The organism is Cytobacillus firmus, assembly GCF_023612095.1.
Taxonomy (GTDB): Bacteria; Bacillota; Bacilli; order Bacillales; family Cytobacillaceae; genus Cytobacillus.
Genome location: NZ_CP086235.1, coordinates 2,057,486 through 2,072,402 on the forward strand (window position 1 = coordinate 2,057,486; position 14,917 = coordinate 2,072,402).

Sequence of the window (14,917 nt, forward strand, 5' to 3'; positions counted from 1 at the left end):
ATGCAGCAGAAAGCATCTCTTTTTCATGATTTAAGGAGAATGGAAAGCTGCTGAATGCTTTTCATTCTCTTTTATACATAAACGATGACAATCTATATTCTGTTTTCCAGGAAGGAGTGATGGGATGGTACAGTCGAAAACGCAAAAACATCTTTTTCTGGCATTTTGTTTGCTGCCTACTTTTATCTTGTTTCTTGTCTTTACAGTATATCCTGCTGTCAATGGCCTTTATTTATCCTTTTTTGAATGGTCGGGAACAAGTGCGGTTAAAGATTTTATAGGGCTAGAACATTATAAAAAATTATTCAATGACTCTGTCATTCTGAAATCTATATTCAATGATTATTTTTTCGTGTTTACGAAAGTAATAGGGATTATGATTTTATCCTTGTTTTTTGCTGTTGCTCTAACACAGCTTCGAATTAAAGAGGCACCGTTTTATCGGGTTGTATTCTTCTTTCCCAATATCATGTCTGTTGTGGTGATCGGGATCTTATGGCAATTTATCTTTGATCCGGATATTGGGCTTATCAATGGGCTGCTTACAGCGATCGGTCTGGAAAGCTGGACGAGACCCTGGCTTGGTTCCATGGAATGGGCGCTTCCCAGTCTGGTATTGCCAGCCGTATGGGCTGGCATCGGACTGTTTATGCTTTTATTAATGGGCGGAATCATGAATGTGTCGAAAAGTCTCTATGAATCTGCTGAAATCGATGGAGCAAGCGAATGGCAGCAATTCTGGAACATAACCGTACCACTCATTTGGCCGCAGATTAAGACATCCATTATTTATATTGTGATTACCTCCTTAAATGGATCCTTTGTCATTGTTCAGATTATGACAAATGGCGGACCAGGGAATGCGACAGAGGTAATGGGTTCTTATCTGTATGAAAAGGCCTTTGAAGACTTTCAATTCGGCTATGGTGCAGCCATAGGTGTTTTAATTTTAGCGGTATCATTGGTTACCGTACTGATCCTGCAATATATTTTAAAAAGAGAAAAAGTAGAATATTAAGGGGAGAGGGGTTTATTTTGGGTTATGTCCGATTTTTATCAGCGCTTGCCGTTCGAATTCCATTAATCCTTTGGTCTGTTGTGGTTATTTATCCCATTCTCTGGATGTTTATCGGTTCCTTTAAATCCAATGCAGAAATATACGCTTCACCATGGTCCCTGCCAAAAACATTTAACTTTGAAAACTTTGTCCTGGCTTGGACTGATTTCAATATCGGCACCGCATTTATAAACAGTATTTTCGTCACGATCCTTGGGACCTTCTTATGTTTGGTCCTGGCAATTCCCACTTCTTACGCACTTGAAAGGCTCCGGTTTAAAGGGAGTGACATTTTATTTAATACGTACCTCTCAACGATGATGATTCCGTCTGTTCTTGGCTGGATTCCCTTATTCTTTTTATTAATGCGGATGAATTTATTGGATAACCTATGGGCTTTATCCATTGTATACGCGATCTCGCATGTTCCGTTCACGATTTTTATATTAACCAGCTTTATGGGAAATGTTCCGCGGGAATTAGAAGAAGCAGCCGCTATCGACGGGATGTCACAATATGGTGTTCTGTTAAAAATAGTTACCCCTTTAGTAAAATCAGGGATCATTACGGCATCCATCTTAAATGCCGTTTCATTCTGGAATGAATATTTTATGGCACTCATTCTTTTACAAACCGATAGCAAAAATACGCTTGGTGTGCAAATGGACCTGCTGGCTACACATGCACAATACAATAGTGCTTGGGGAGTATTGTTTGCAGGCCTGACCATAGCTGTCGTCCCGGTAATCATCTTTTATGCTCTTTTCCAGCGTCATGTGGTTAAAGGGATGACGGAAGGTGCAGTGAAAGGATAAGCAGTAATAGAAAAAGGTGGTTACATATCATGAAGAATACATTTTCCAAGGTTACATCTTTTATTGATCAATCAGTACAGGAAAAACAGATACCTGGTGCCGTGGTAGGGGTTGTAACTCCTAATGCTATGCCCTATATTCACTTTTCAGGATTTGCCCATACCCAAAAGGGGATCGAAATGAAGGAGGATACAATCTTTGATTTAGCTTCATTAACAAAGGTTGCCGCGACGCTTCCCGTCATTTTAACTTTACTTGAAGACGGCAAACTGGATCTGGATGATCCTGTCCATCGCTATATCCCGCAGTTTGAGGTGTTTCAAAAAGAAATAACAATCAAGCACTTATTAACCCATACAAGCGGGTTTCCGCCGGAAATAAAGTTTTATGAAAATGATTATACTTTGGAAGAATCCATTCACTTAATCTCTCAAATAAAGAGTCGAATGAAAACAGGAGAACAGGTTATCTATAGTGATTTAAATTTTATCGTACTTGGATATATGGTCAAGAAACTCACTGGAATGTCTTTAGCAGCTTTTGCTAATAAAAAGATCTATGAACCTTTAGGGATGTCTGATACTCATTTTAATCCTCCATTTAATAAGATAAATCGAATAGCTGCTACAGAGTTTATCAGCGATCTTCAAGAGTATCAGTGGGGTAAGGTTCACGATGAAAACGCAAACCATTTCCATGGGGTAAGCGGCCACGCGGGTCTTTTCTCTACTGTACAGGATTTATCCAAATTTGCGAGGATGATATTAAATGGAGGAACCATTGGAAACCAGAAGATTCTATCTAAACAAACGATAGATTTAAGCAAAGAATGCCAGACCCAAAATCTGAATTTACGGCGAGGGATTGGCTGGCAATTATATGATCAGCCCTCTTTTTCGGGGCAATATCTCCAAAATGGGTTTGGCCATACCGGATTCACAGGAACCTCTATATGGTTTGATGGCGAACAGCGTTTCGCAGTGATTATCCTAACGAATCGTGTGCATTTTGGCAGGGAAACGGATATTTCCCGATTCAGGAGAATTACCCATAATCTAATATCCTTAGTGATGGAAGACGAACACGAGGTAAAAGGCGATGAATAAAAGGAAGAGATGGATTGCGGTTGATGGCGGAGGAACTAAAACACAATGTGTGATTGGTGACGAAAAAGGCAGGATTCTTGCGGCGACTGCTGGTGAATCAACCAATATCCATTCCAATCCGCATGAGCATGTAAAAAATGTTTTACTGGGACTGATTGATGAAGTCTTAATGGCATCTTTCTCCCATGAGGATGAGGTTGAATCCATTCATTTATATTTGGCCGGATGCGGACGAGAAAAAGATAAAGAAACAATCAAATCGTTTTTTATGCTCACCTCTTATAAACATAAACTGGCAATAGAAAATGATGCTCTCGCAGCACTAGCTGCCGGAACCTGGGGAGAGCCAGGCATCATTCTAATTGCCGGGACAGGATCCATTGCATATGGGGTCAATCCCTTAACTGGTGATCACGTTCGGGTAGGGGGATGGGGTTTTCTGCTTGGTGACGAAGGAAGCGGATATTGGATTGGTCAACAAGGCATTCAGGCCGTCATGAAATCCTATGATGGAAGAGAAGCAGCTCCTCTATTAACGAATTTAATCAAGGAACACTTTCACGTTAAAGAAGCCCCAGAACTTATCTCCAGTATTTATGGAAATGCAAGTGAGCGCTTAAAAATTGCCAGTGTTGCGCCGCTAGTCATGCAAGCAGCGGAGAGTAATGATCCAGCAGCCAAACGAATAATAAAGGAAGCGATCGAAGAGCTGTGTATATTAGTCCGTGCTGCAAAGAAGAGATTAATGCCCGCTGATTCATTGCCTATAGTTATTCATGGCGGACTATTTTCAAATACTTCTTTTCGAGAAGGGTTTATAACTTATATGAAGTCCAATGCGGGTGAGGTGCTTATCTTTCCAGCATTCCCTCCAGTTATTGGTGCCTACCTGATGGCACTAAAGGAGAGTGGGATTTTGATAGATGAAAGGAAGAAAAAGAATTTAGAAATGAGTTGGGACAGATTGAAGTAGTATTTTTAGATAACAGAGGGACGGTTCTGGAGTTTCACCGTGAAACGCCAGAACCGTCCCTGTGTTTCGCCTATGCCAATTTCACTTAAACCAAACCCATATAATCACGGAATCTGGAAATAATAGCGTATAGCAGTAAATATTCCAGCGGGGGTGTGAAGAATTGGCCAATAAGATGGTAAACCTTTGTATTTATATTACGCCTAGAGGTGGAGTCGAACTCATTGATATTGAAAATGATGTTAAAAGGGCATCGTTAATTTGGAATCAGTGCGGGATTGAATTCAAGATAAAGAAATTATTTACTCCGATTGAAAAACGGGAATTGGCAGATTTCCTATTTGCTGATAAGGAAATTACCCATTGCGGAAATTTAGCAGCTGTTCCTCAAACGCCGGTTATCACAAAGCTAAAAAATATGTTGTCCTTCCGGCCAGAATGTGAGGAAACAGATGTTGCGGTTTATTATGTGGATGGAAACACGTTTTCAGATGGAGTCACTAACTCGTGTTTTTACCTTCAGCAAGAAAATGGGAAAAAACGTTTCTCGATTGTCTTAACACTTGGTGCCATAAACTCCGATCAGCTAGCCCATGAATTAGGACACGCGTTATTCGTTCGAGAGACTGATGGCAAGTTTGATGATCCCGATCCGAAAAGGGATCCAGCAGATCGGATTCATAATACGGATCAATGTTACTTGATGCATACACCGGTAACGGGAATCAAAATTTCTCAGCCACAATGCAGGCTGGCGAATAATAGCATTCTGTTAAAGGATGCCCTGCCGCCAGCAGATCTTTTTCGGATTATAAAATTCCACGGAAGCTTATTTATTGTAGACTATGATTTCCCTGATTCCAATGACATGGAAATGTTCGATTTGCCACATAAAGAGCTGAAAGTAAATCCATCTAACATTGTGAATACATGGGAGTTTTCGCATGTTGTAGATGAAGTTCGGATTCTGGTGACGCTGAAATTTTACTGGAGTATGGATTCTTCGATTACTCTGAAGTCTTTCTTAACCCTTTACGATGACGATGATGCAGAGGGTTGGAAAGGTTCTTCAATTCACATTCCAAAGGATGCTCAGAACCTCCATTTTTCTACTGAGGTTATTAATGATGAGGAAGATAATTCTGACGAAAAAGGCCATTTAGTATTATTCATTTCAAACGAGATCGACCCCAATCCTTAAGGAGGCTGGAAAATTGAGGAACAAATGTGTGAAACTTTGTGTCTATCTTACCCGAGATGTGAGTAAAAGTGATCATGACCTTATAGAAGATGTTCGTAGAGCTTCGGCAATTTTGGCTCAATGCGGCATCGAATTCCGAGTGAAAAACAGATTTACACCGGAAAAGCTGCCTGCCCTTAATGTCTCTTTTCAAAATAAAGAAATTAAAGTATGCGGCAGTATTCCGAATACCCCAGAAAATGAAAAGCTAAAACAATTACTGGCTGTCCGGGAAGAGTGCAATGAGGATGAAGTGGCTGTCTATTATGTTGGGGAAGGTGCTTTTGAAGGAAACTCTGTTTCTTGCTTTTACTTTCAGGAGGAGAATGACCAAAAGCGATTCTCTGTTGTCTTAACATCTGTTGCCTCTTCTGACTTTTTAGCACATGAGCTTGGACATGCCTTAATGGTTCGTGAACACGGAAAGTACGATGATCCGATTAATCCTGACCCTGCTGATAAAATTCATAACATCGAACCCTGTAATTTAATGAATAAAACAGTAAAGGGAATAAATTTAAATGAGAGACAATGCGTGATTGCAAACAAAAGTTCACTGTTAAAAGAATGGTCACCTCCATCGGAAATGTTCAGGAAAATCCATTACCGAGGCAGTTTATTCATTAGGGATGATGACTCGGGTCTTTTTGATCCACGTGCAGCGGATTCCGAAACACATACAGTTAAGTCTCATGAGGTAAGGATCGGTCCCTTGAACACCAATGATTCCTATTTCCAAGCGATATTTACGACTGATGAAGTTCAAATCTACATTCATTACAACTGGACATGGAATTTTGACTTATCCATCACATTTGAAATTGGCATGAGTTTGTATGAAGACGATAGTCTCATAAGCGGACTAATTTATGATGACCTGGATGGAGAAAGCTCAAAAGTAGTGACAATTCCTAAAGATGCTGTGGACGTTGAAGTGAAACTGAATGTCTTTAACGAGGATGAAAACGATACTCACACGTTTGGAAGTCTAAAGCTTTTCGTTTCAAATGAGATAGGATTTTCAGGTGAGAACTAGTAAATGTTAGTATAAACAAAAGGCAAACTCGTCATATTTGAGTTTGCCTTTTTATGGCTTCAGGATGAAAGTAATTGGAAACAAGGGGCGGTTCGCGCGTTCATACATTGAAAGAGAAACATGTGAACCGTCCCTGTGTTTTTACAGCTATTTGGTTTTCCCCCATAATACTAGGTGGTCTCCCATATATGCAAATTGAATAAACAATATTGTTATTGTGGTAAATGATGACTTTTGTTGTATAAAAAGGATAGATGTATACAGGTGATTATCCTGTTCATTTATCCTTTTTCTTTTACATCTATAAAATGTGTGACATTCTAATCAAGTATTTAGTTCTAAGGTATCCTAGAGATTTAAGATAAGCAGATGTTTTAGCTACCTATTTTGTAGGCCATTGAACGACCATTTGCCAACAAAATTCTATAAAGTATAATATGAGGATAGAAAAATACAGCAAAAGGAAGAACACTTGATTATTTTTAAGCAAAAGTCACTAGTCTCTTTTATAGTTGAAAAAGATTAAGTTAAATAGTAAGTCGAACTTGTTAACAGGAGGGAAAGATGAAAATTTATGTGGATGCAGATGCTTGTCCGGTGAAAGATATTATTATTGCAGAAGCAAGGGATTTTGAAATTCCGGTTATCCTTGTTACAAGCTTTTCTCATTTTTCTAATGCAGAACAGCCATCAGGAGTGAAAACCATTTATGTTGATTCTGGAGCAGATGCTGCAGATTATCGGATTGTGAAGTTAGTGGAAAAAGGAGATATTATCGTGACGCAAGATTATGGTCTTGCGTCACTAGGTTTAGCAAAAGGAATTACCGTCCTCCACCATAAAGGATTTAGATATACAAATGAAAATATTGACCAATTATTACAAACACGTTATTTAAGTGCAATGGCTAGAAAAAGCGGACAGCGAACGAAGGGACCAAAGCCTTTTACAGCAGAAGACCGGGAGCAATTTAGGGATCTTTTTAAACAGGTTATTTCACCTAAAATTTAAGCTAAATTAGAGATTCAGAAAGGAGCTAAATATTTTGAAGTATTTTAAATCGCAAATGCAACAACTAATTAAGGGAAATAAAGAACTCCATACACGCTTTAAAGAACTGAAGGCTGAGCATGGTCTTGAGAAAAACAATGCCCTCAAGGCCTTGTACCATTCAGAAGTTGCGGATGGAGGAAAGTATCAGGTAGCTTACCAAGCACTTGATCAGCCCAAAAAGTAGACTCTTATATCTAATTATACTTACTAAAAATTCTGTTATAAATGTTGGATGGTTATAAGTGGATTAAGTTAGTGACCAAATTATGAAGTGGGTTGCTACGCAGTACAACGCTACTGCGTATTCGAACGACATATAATTGTTCTCTTTGTAGAAGAATGTACATATTAACGAGGGCTTGAGACTAATAAATATCTTGAATCACAGAGGGACGGTATTATTCGAAGTACATAGCGGCGATGGAGGAGGAAGGGGTGCCCATCTGGGGAATCACCATTCAGAACGAACCTGAAGCCAGGCAGGTATGGGACTCCTGCCTTTACACAGGAGAAGAAGAACGGGATTTTATCAAAAATCCACATGAGAAACATGGCCATGGTGATGTAAAGATTATCATCTGGGATCATAACCGTAATGACATTTTCGAGAGAGCCTAAGCCGTCCTGTCCGATCCAGAAGCTGCTAAATAGTTGTGGGGAACGGGAGTCCATTGGTATGTGTCTGAGGAATTTGAGAATCTTTCCAGGGTTCACGATGCATTCCCTGACAAGCACTTAATTTTCACAGAAGGGTGCATAGAAGGCGGTCCACAGATGGGCGAATGGCATACGGGTGAGCGGTATGGCCGAAACATCATCGGCGACTTGAACAATCATCTTGAATTATGGATTGACTGGAATCTCGTGCTGAATGAAGAAGACGGACCGAATCATGTGGGGAACTACTGTGATGCGCCAGTGATTGTGGATACGAAGAAGGATGAGGTTTACAATAACAGCTCCTACTATTATATTGGGCATTTCAGCAAGTTCATTAAGCATGTAGCCAGGCGAATTGGCATCCAGGCATCAAATAACCGCCTATTGGCCACCGCCCTTGAGAATATCAATGGTGAAACGGTGGCGGTATTGATGAATGAGAATGACAGTAGAGAAGAAGTATCTATATCCCTTGGGGGTAAAAGTATGATGCTTATTCTTCCGAAGCATTCTGTAGCGACAATTATTATTTATTGATAGATAGGAGAACAGCCCTGAATGGGGGCTGTTTTTTGTATATTGTGTAAGACTTGTAAGCATGTATCAGGTGCTTTTTCTTAATACAATTTTGTAGGGTGTCTTATCCATTTCTTAACTATTTTATCGATTATATATCTTTCCAAAGAGATATTAAAAAACACTAATACTTAATGAATATTCAGAATTTTCCAGAGGTTTTTCACATTTCAAATCGAATGATATATAGTATCTGCAACTTTATAAACTTTCCTGCTCATTAGGAGGAACTAATCTGCGAGGAGGATATTAATGGGTAAATCAATCCTTTTTGAAATTCAAGAAGAAGTGAACTTAGTGGCTGAAGCCATTAAATCTGTTTTGTCTTTAGAAGTAATTATTTATGATAAAAATAAAGTTGTTGTTACGGCCACAGGCGGGGGCACGCATGCAGTTGTGGGTGAGCCGGTTCGAGGACATATCATCGCAGAAGTCTTAAAAACAAATCATCCTGTTTACAATTTAGAGCCAGGTTTTCATGACGTATGCATAAGCTGTATCCTTCATCAAAATTGCCCTGAAAAATCAGATGTTTCATATCCATTAACACATGAGGGTGAAATTGTCGGGGTTATCAGTTTAACTGCATTCTCTGAAAAACAAAAAAATGAATTTAAAGAGAAGCATCGTATTTTATCAAATTACCTCGGGAAAATGGCGGATTTAATCAGCAGTAAAATAAATGGAACATCGCTTTTAAAGAAATATTTATCCACCTCACAAATGCTGCAAGTGACGATCCAATCCATGTACGAGGGAATCATCGCTGTTGATCAAAAAGGGTCCATTTTAGAGATGAATCGTTCTGCAGAAAAAATACTAAATATAAAAAAACAAAATGTTTTAACTTTGAATATTTCAGAAGTTATTCAAAACCTTCCGATTACAAAAGTATTTTCAACGGGACAAGGATACTCGGATAAAGAATGTTCTCTTGTTGTAAATGGAAAAATGATTCAAGTCATTATCAGTGCTAACCCTCTGATCCATAACAGCCAAATTATTGGATGTGCCATTACCCTCAAAGATTTAGCCGAGGTTCAAAAGTTTGCCTATTCTATAACATCAGAGGTAGATGATTCTACATTCGATATTATTGTGGGAAAAAGCCCTGCTATATTGCAGACAAAGGCGGCAGCCAAAAAAGTTGCGGCAACAGATTCTACCGTCATCTTTTTGGGGAGAGCGGAACAGGGAAGGAGCTTTTTGCCAGAGCACTGCATCAAGAGAGCAAAAGAGTCAATAAACCATTTCGGGCCATTAATTGTGCAGCCATTCCAGAACATTTACTGGAAAGTGAATTGTTTGGATATAGCGAGGGTGCGTTTACGGGTGCAAGGAAAAGTGGAAAGCCGGGAAAATTTGAAATGGCACAAGGAGGCACTATTTTTCTGGATGAAATAGGTGATATGCCATTGCATTTGCAAGTGAAGCTGTTAAGAGTGTTAGAAGAAAGAAAAATTGAACGGATTGGTTCGAATAACTCAATAGATATTGATATCAGAGTCGTTGCAGCAACCCATAAAAACTTAGAAAAAATGGTAGCTGACGGGGAATTTCGGCAGGATTTATTTTTTAGGCTAAGCGTCATTCCGCTTCATATTCCCCCATTGAGGGAAAGAGATGGGGATATTCCCGTCCTGCTCCAGCATTTTGTACAGCACTACGATAAAATTACGGGAAAGAAAGTGAGAGGTTTCACTCCTGATGCGGAGAATCGGCTTTGTTCGTACAACTGGCCAGGTAATATACGTGAACTTCAAAATGCTGTGGAATATGCCATAAACATGGCAACTGACCACTGGATTAGAGTAGAAAACCTGCCTCCGAGAATCCGTGAACAAAATCACCTGAATGCTGATAAAGAAAATATTACTCTGGCAGAAATGGAAGAAAAAATGATAATGGATGCATTAAAGAGATATGGTGATACATTGAATGGAAAGAAACAAGCTGCAGATGAACTTGGTATAAATGTAGCAACTCTGTACAGGAAAATTAATAAATACGAGCTTAATCGCAAAATGCAATTATAGTTAGCAAATTGCGATTACGTTAAAAACATAGCTGATTTGTCTTTTCTTCTAAATTTGGACAGATCTCCTATGTTTTTTTTGCAATTTGCGAACAATGGACCTTAGTGATGTTTTCAATAAAAGAGAAGCTGTCCTGAATAACCCTATTAAACTGGGAGTCTTAAAGTAAAATATAGAAAATTCACAACTTGGCACGGTACTTGCATTCTAACTAGTTGAAGTAAAAAAACGAGGGGGAGTGCAATGAGAATCATAAATAAAATGTTTATGATGAAGTCCGTTCAGACTTTATTGAAGACATGTCTAAATGTAAAGCCTGGAGAAAACCTATTGATTCTAACGGATACAAATACGACTGAGATTGGAGAGGTTTTCGCACTTGCTGGTGAAGGGATGGGAGCAGAGGTTGTTATGACAATCATGAATCCCACCACAAGGCATGGGGATGAACCGCCAAGAATCATTGCAGAAGCAATGAAAGCAGCTGATGCGATCGTTGCTCCGACAACTTTTTCTATTAATCATTCCACTGCCAGAAAAGAAGCAAGTAATGCAGGAGCAAGATTAATATTTATGCCCGATGCGAATGACGAGGTTTTCTTAGATGGTTCACTGGATATCGATTATTTTGCACAAAAGAAAATAATCGATAAGGTATCCACCATACTTGAAGAAGGAGAACGATTGAGCATAACAACCCATTTAGGTACAGAGCTTTCTATGTCCATATCAGGACGTCATGCTGTACCTCAAACTGGAATTTGCCATGAACCTGGAAGCATTTCACCCCCTCCTTGCATTGAAACAGCAGTGGCACCAATAGAAGGAACGACAGAAGGAATCATGTACATTGATGGGGCCATTGTGCCGGGAAGGGCTTGTGAAGATCCAGTTAAAGTAGTCTTTAGAGAAGGTAAAATCATTTCCATTGAAGGAAAAGAAGATGCTGAAATGCTTAAGCAAACGCTGGAAAGTTACAATCATCCCAATGTATATTGCGCAGTGGAAATGGGAATTGGCATGAATCCAAAGGCGAAAATTGGCAGAGGAGGGCAGCTGGAAGACGAGGCAGAGTACGGAACGATGCATATTGGAATTGGCAATGGCATTACATTTGGAAGCAGTATCAGAGCCCCGGGGCATTGTGATTTAGTGATTCGAAAACCGACTATCAAGGTGGATGGGAAAATCCTTATGAAAGATGGAGAACTCTATATAGATTAGGGAGGAGGTTTGTTTGGGAGAAATAAGTCTAATCGGCGAATCACTGGCCAGTTTCTTTACAGTTAAAATCATGCTTTTATTTCTTATTGGCACAGTTGCCGGAATGGCAGTCGGTGCACTTCCAGGTCTAACTACTACCATGGGAGTATCCTTGCTGATTTCATTTACCTGGGGGATGGAATGGATAGAAGCAATGGTTCTAATTGTGTCTGTTCATATAGGAGGAACCTATGGAGGATCCACGCCAGCCATCTTCTTAAATATCCCGGGTACTCCGGCCTCAGCTGCGACTGCTATGGATGGCTATCCAATGGCCCAGCGGGGGGAAGGAGGACTGGCAAGAGGACTGGCAACCTTCCAATCCTTTTTAGGTACTATTCTGGCGGCTGTTTTATTTCTGATAGGGGCGCCGCTCCTGCTGGATTTAAGTATGAATTTCGGATCATGGGAGTATTTTCTGCTAGCCATGTTTGGAATTATTCTCAGCGCAAACCTAACGGCTGCATCATTGTCGAAAGGGCTAATTTCCGGGATCTTAGGACTAGCTTTAGCCACAGTGGGAATGGATAAGATCACAGGCGCACAGCGTTTTACTTTTGGAGAAAGTGCACTCATGGATGGCTTTAGTCTAATTGCAGTCTTAATCGGAGTATTTGGAATTGCTGAGGTAATCGACTCTATTATGCAGCTCAAGAAGCCTTTAAAAGCAGAGAAATTCCAATCTATTTTTCCCCCGTGGAAGATGTTGGTGAAGTTTTTGCCCGCCGGCGGAAGATCTTCTGTTATAGGAGCAGCGATAGGAGCGATACCGGGTGTTGGAGCAGATGTAGCAGCCTGGGTTTCATATGATGTGGCTCGCCGAAGAAGCAAGAAGCCTGAGACGTTTGGCAAAGGAAATCCAGAAGGAATCGTTGCGGCAGAAACGGCAAATAACGCTTGTGTGCCAGGTACATATATACCGATGTTAATTCTTGGTATCCCTGGTGATGCAGTCACAGCAGTTATTATAGGGGGACTTTTACTTCACGGATTGCAGCCAGGTCCGCTTTTACTCACACAAAATCCTGATATATTGAATCAGTTTTTTATCATTTTAACGATATCTGCTGCGTTTATGCTTGTGTTTGGATTATTTTTCTCTTATTTTTTTCAGAAAATCCTATCTGTTCCCAGAAGTATAGTTTTGCTTATTGTAACGGTATTTAGTGTGGTAGGGACATTTGCAGTAAACAATCGGCCATTTGATATTGGAATTATGTTCCTTTTTGGCATCATCGGTTTTCTTATGCGTAAAGTCGGGCTGGCTGCCCCGCCTTTAGTGTTAGGATTGATCCTTGGTTTAATGGCGGAACAGAATTTCCGAAGAGCCATGGTGAGTGCGGATTATTCGTTCGTGCCATTCTTCACACGGCCAATTAGTCTTTTCTTGCTGGTCTGTATTGTATTTTTGATTTTGAATCAAAATTCATTCCTGACAAAACGCGTAAAACATCTGTGGAGGAAAATAAAGCCTAAGGGGGCTAACTTATGAAACTAAAAATGATGTTTCTGACTCTATTTTCAGGGGTTCTGATATTAAGCGCCTGTGCTGGAAACCAATCAAATCAAAAGGCATCTGGAAACAGCGAAGAAGCAGAAAGTGATTACCCTTCACAGCCAATTGAAATTATTGTCGGTTTTAGTGAGGGAGGCGGTACTGACACAATGGCACGGACCCTGCAGCCAATCCTTCAGGAAGAACTGGGAGAATCCGTTGCGGTGAGGAACATGCCTGGAGCTTCCAGTGCATTGGCTCTTGAGTATGTTAACGAACAAGAGTCTGACGGACACACCATCCTATTTCAAACCGATCTGATCCGTGTATTTCCAACAATGGGCATGACAGATTTAACATACAAGGATTTCGAGCAAATTGGAATTGGCGCAATGGGGATTGCCAATTTTACAGTTAAAGACGAATCTGACCTGAAAACGTTTGATGATGTGGTTCGGCTCTTGAAAGATGGAAATGCAAAGGTTGGTGTGGCAGCGATTGGGGACCCTTGGCACCTCACTTTGGAGATTGTGAATAGTGTCGTGGGTGGAGATGCAGAAATTATTACGTATGATTCTGGTGCAAATGCTGCCATGGCTGCTATGAAAGGTGAGGTAGATTTCTCTATCAGCGGGGTTAATGAGGTAGTGGATCTGCTGAGGGCAGGGGATTTACGATCACTGGCTGTTATGGATAATAAACCGTTTGAAGTTGATGGACTTGAATCAATCCCGCCGGTCACTGATTTTGTTTCTGATTTGAAAAAATATGTACCGGAAGGAACCTGGTGGGGGCCAGCTGTAAAAAGCGGAACACCTGAAGAAATCGTAACTAAAATTAGAGACGCATACAACAAAGCGATCAGCAGTGATGAATTTAAGGAATTTACAAAAAAACGGGCAATTATCCTAACAGATATTGAAGATAGTCAAGAATATACAAAACAAATCACCGAAAAAACAAGCTGGCTGCTTTGGGATATTGGTGTGGGAAAACGATCACCAGAAGAAGTAGGAATTAGCCGGCCGAAAGAGTGATAGAAAGGAGAAAAGATGCGGATAAATAAAGATTATCTTTTGGCGGGCATTGTTTTCGCGATTGGTCTCTTTTTTGTAATAGGCAGCTATAATTTCCCGCCAGGAGAACATTTTTTAAATTCATCTCGTTCATTTCCCATGCTGCTCGGCTATAGTTTGATAGGTTTATCAATCTGGCAGTTTGCCCAAACGTTCAGAAAGAAAAAAGAGGAGGAAGAGGAAACGGCTTCTGCCTCCATTCAGGAAGTTAAAAGAGGGATAGTCTATCTGCTTTTAACAGTTGTTTATATCTTTCTGTTAATACCTTTCATAGGGTTTCTGTATTCTACTTTAATCTTTTTACTCATTGGAATGCTCTATTATAAGGAAGTTCGATGGTATACGGCCACATTAGTATCCATAGGGATGATTGGATTCATCTATGTGGTGTTTGAAAAACTCATGTATATTCGATTACCTTGAAAAACGAAATTATTATTTACTCTCTTACATGATCCAATGATTCAATGAAAGACGAGGAGACAGGATTTAAAGAATTCGCTGTAAAAGGAAATCAAATAATAGATATGG

The 14,917-nt window shown here is 40.0% G+C and carries 14 protein-coding genes and 2 pseudogenes; all 16 read left to right on the forward strand.

Annotated elements, in window-relative coordinates; translation table 11 throughout:
- Positions 1-124 precede the first annotated feature (124 nt).
- The 16 genes and pseudogenes from LLY41_RS10470 (at position 125) to LLY41_RS10540 (ending at position 14,809) form a co-directional block, all read left to right on the forward strand.
- Positions 125-1,018 (forward strand): carbohydrate ABC transporter permease, encoded by an 894-nt coding sequence (locus tag LLY41_RS10470; RefSeq protein WP_095245185.1) that lies wholly within the window; start codon positions 125-127, stop codon positions 1,016-1,018.
- Between the two features lie 17 nt (positions 1,019-1,035).
- Positions 1,036-1,872, forward strand: a complete 837-nt coding sequence (locus LLY41_RS10475) for a carbohydrate ABC transporter permease (protein WP_286137393.1) — start codon at positions 1,036-1,038, stop codon at positions 1,870-1,872.
- A 29-nt stretch (positions 1,873-1,901) separates the two neighbouring features.
- Positions 1,902-2,978: a serine hydrolase domain-containing protein gene (locus LLY41_RS10480; protein WP_095245184.1), complete on the forward strand. Its 1,077-nt coding sequence runs from the start codon at positions 1,902-1,904 to the stop codon at positions 2,976-2,978.
- Positions 2,971-3,951 (forward strand): N-acetylglucosamine kinase, encoded by a 981-nt coding sequence (locus LLY41_RS10485; RefSeq protein WP_095245183.1) that lies wholly within the window; start codon positions 2,971-2,973, stop codon positions 3,949-3,951. The genes LLY41_RS10480 and LLY41_RS10485 overlap by 8 nt, the downstream gene beginning before the upstream one ends.
- A gap of 163 nt (positions 3,952-4,114) precedes the next feature.
- Positions 4,115-5,152: a hypothetical protein gene (locus LLY41_RS10490; protein WP_304587896.1), complete on the forward strand. Its 1,038-nt coding sequence runs from the start codon at positions 4,115-4,117 to the stop codon at positions 5,150-5,152.
- A 13-nt stretch (positions 5,153-5,165) separates the two neighbouring features.
- Positions 5,166-6,227, forward strand: a complete 1,062-nt coding sequence (locus tag LLY41_RS10495; protein WP_095245181.1) for a hypothetical protein — start codon at positions 5,166-5,168, stop codon at positions 6,225-6,227.
- Between the two features lie 564 nt (positions 6,228-6,791).
- Positions 6,792-7,238, forward strand: a complete 447-nt coding sequence (locus LLY41_RS10500; RefSeq protein WP_095245180.1) for a YaiI/YqxD family protein — start codon at positions 6,792-6,794, stop codon at positions 7,236-7,238.
- A 34-nt stretch (positions 7,239-7,272) separates the two neighbouring features.
- Complete coding sequence (locus LLY41_RS10505; RefSeq protein WP_095245179.1) at positions 7,273-7,464, forward strand: hypothetical protein; 192 nt, start codon at positions 7,273-7,275, stop codon at positions 7,462-7,464.
- Between the two features lie 197 nt (positions 7,465-7,661).
- Positions 7,662-8,264: pseudogene (locus LLY41_RS10510) on the forward strand (glycoside hydrolase family 30 protein); the annotation flags it as partial.
- Between the two features lie 30 nt (positions 8,265-8,294).
- Entirely contained in the window at positions 8,295-8,477 is a 183-nt protein-coding gene (locus LLY41_RS22455) for a glycoside hydrolase family 30 beta sandwich domain-containing protein (protein ID WP_370460332.1), read from the forward strand.
- 762 nt (positions 8,478-9,239) lie between these two features.
- A pseudogene (locus tag LLY41_RS22575) lies at positions 9,240-9,545 on the forward strand (PAS domain-containing protein); the annotation flags it as partial.
- Between the two features lie 188 nt (positions 9,546-9,733).
- On the forward strand, positions 9,734-10,552 hold the full coding sequence (locus LLY41_RS10520) for a sigma-54 interaction domain-containing protein (protein WP_304588025.1): 819 nt from the start codon (positions 9,734-9,736) through the stop codon (positions 10,550-10,552).
- Positions 10,553-10,795: 243 nt separating this feature from the next.
- The gene (locus tag LLY41_RS10525; protein WP_095245177.1) at positions 10,796-11,776 is read left to right on the forward strand and encodes an aminopeptidase; all 981 of its coding nucleotides are present in this window, start codon (positions 10,796-10,798) and stop codon (positions 11,774-11,776) included.
- A gap of 13 nt (positions 11,777-11,789) precedes the next feature.
- Positions 11,790-13,307 (forward strand): tripartite tricarboxylate transporter permease, encoded by a 1,518-nt coding sequence (locus tag LLY41_RS10530; protein WP_095245176.1) that lies wholly within the window; start codon positions 11,790-11,792, stop codon positions 13,305-13,307.
- Complete coding sequence (locus LLY41_RS10535) at positions 13,304-14,347, forward strand: Bug family tripartite tricarboxylate transporter substrate binding protein (protein WP_095245175.1); 1,044 nt, start codon at positions 13,304-13,306, stop codon at positions 14,345-14,347. The genes LLY41_RS10530 and LLY41_RS10535 overlap by 4 nt, the downstream gene beginning before the upstream one ends.
- A 15-nt stretch (positions 14,348-14,362) precedes the next feature.
- Entirely contained in the window at positions 14,363-14,809 is a 447-nt protein-coding gene (locus tag LLY41_RS10540; protein WP_095245174.1) for a tripartite tricarboxylate transporter TctB family protein, read from the forward strand.
- Positions 14,810-14,917 lie beyond the last annotated feature (108 nt).

Excerpts from the sequence above, each read along its gene's own strand:
- LLY41_RS10540 (WP_095245174.1), top strand. The coding sequence starts at position 14,363 with ATGCGGATAAATAAAGATTATCTTTTGGCGGGCATTGTTTTCGCGATT.
- LLY41_RS10480 (WP_095245184.1), top strand. The coding sequence starts at position 1,902 with ATGAAGAATACATTTTCCAAGGTTACATCTTTTATTGATCAATCAGTA.
- LLY41_RS10535 (WP_095245175.1), top strand. The coding sequence starts at position 13,304 with ATGAAACTAAAAATGATGTTTCTGACTCTATTTTCAGGGGTTCTGATA.
- LLY41_RS10525 (WP_095245177.1), top strand. The coding sequence starts at position 10,796 with ATGAGAATCATAAATAAAATGTTTATGATGAAGTCCGTTCAGACTTTA.
- LLY41_RS10500 (WP_095245180.1), top strand. The coding sequence starts at position 6,792 with ATGAAAATTTATGTGGATGCAGATGCTTGTCCGGTGAAAGATATTATT.
- LLY41_RS10485 (WP_095245183.1), top strand. The coding sequence starts at position 2,971 with ATGAATAAAAGGAAGAGATGGATTGCGGTTGATGGCGGAGGAACTAAA.
- LLY41_RS10470 (WP_095245185.1), top strand. The coding sequence starts at position 125 with ATGGTACAGTCGAAAACGCAAAAACATCTTTTTCTGGCATTTTGTTTG.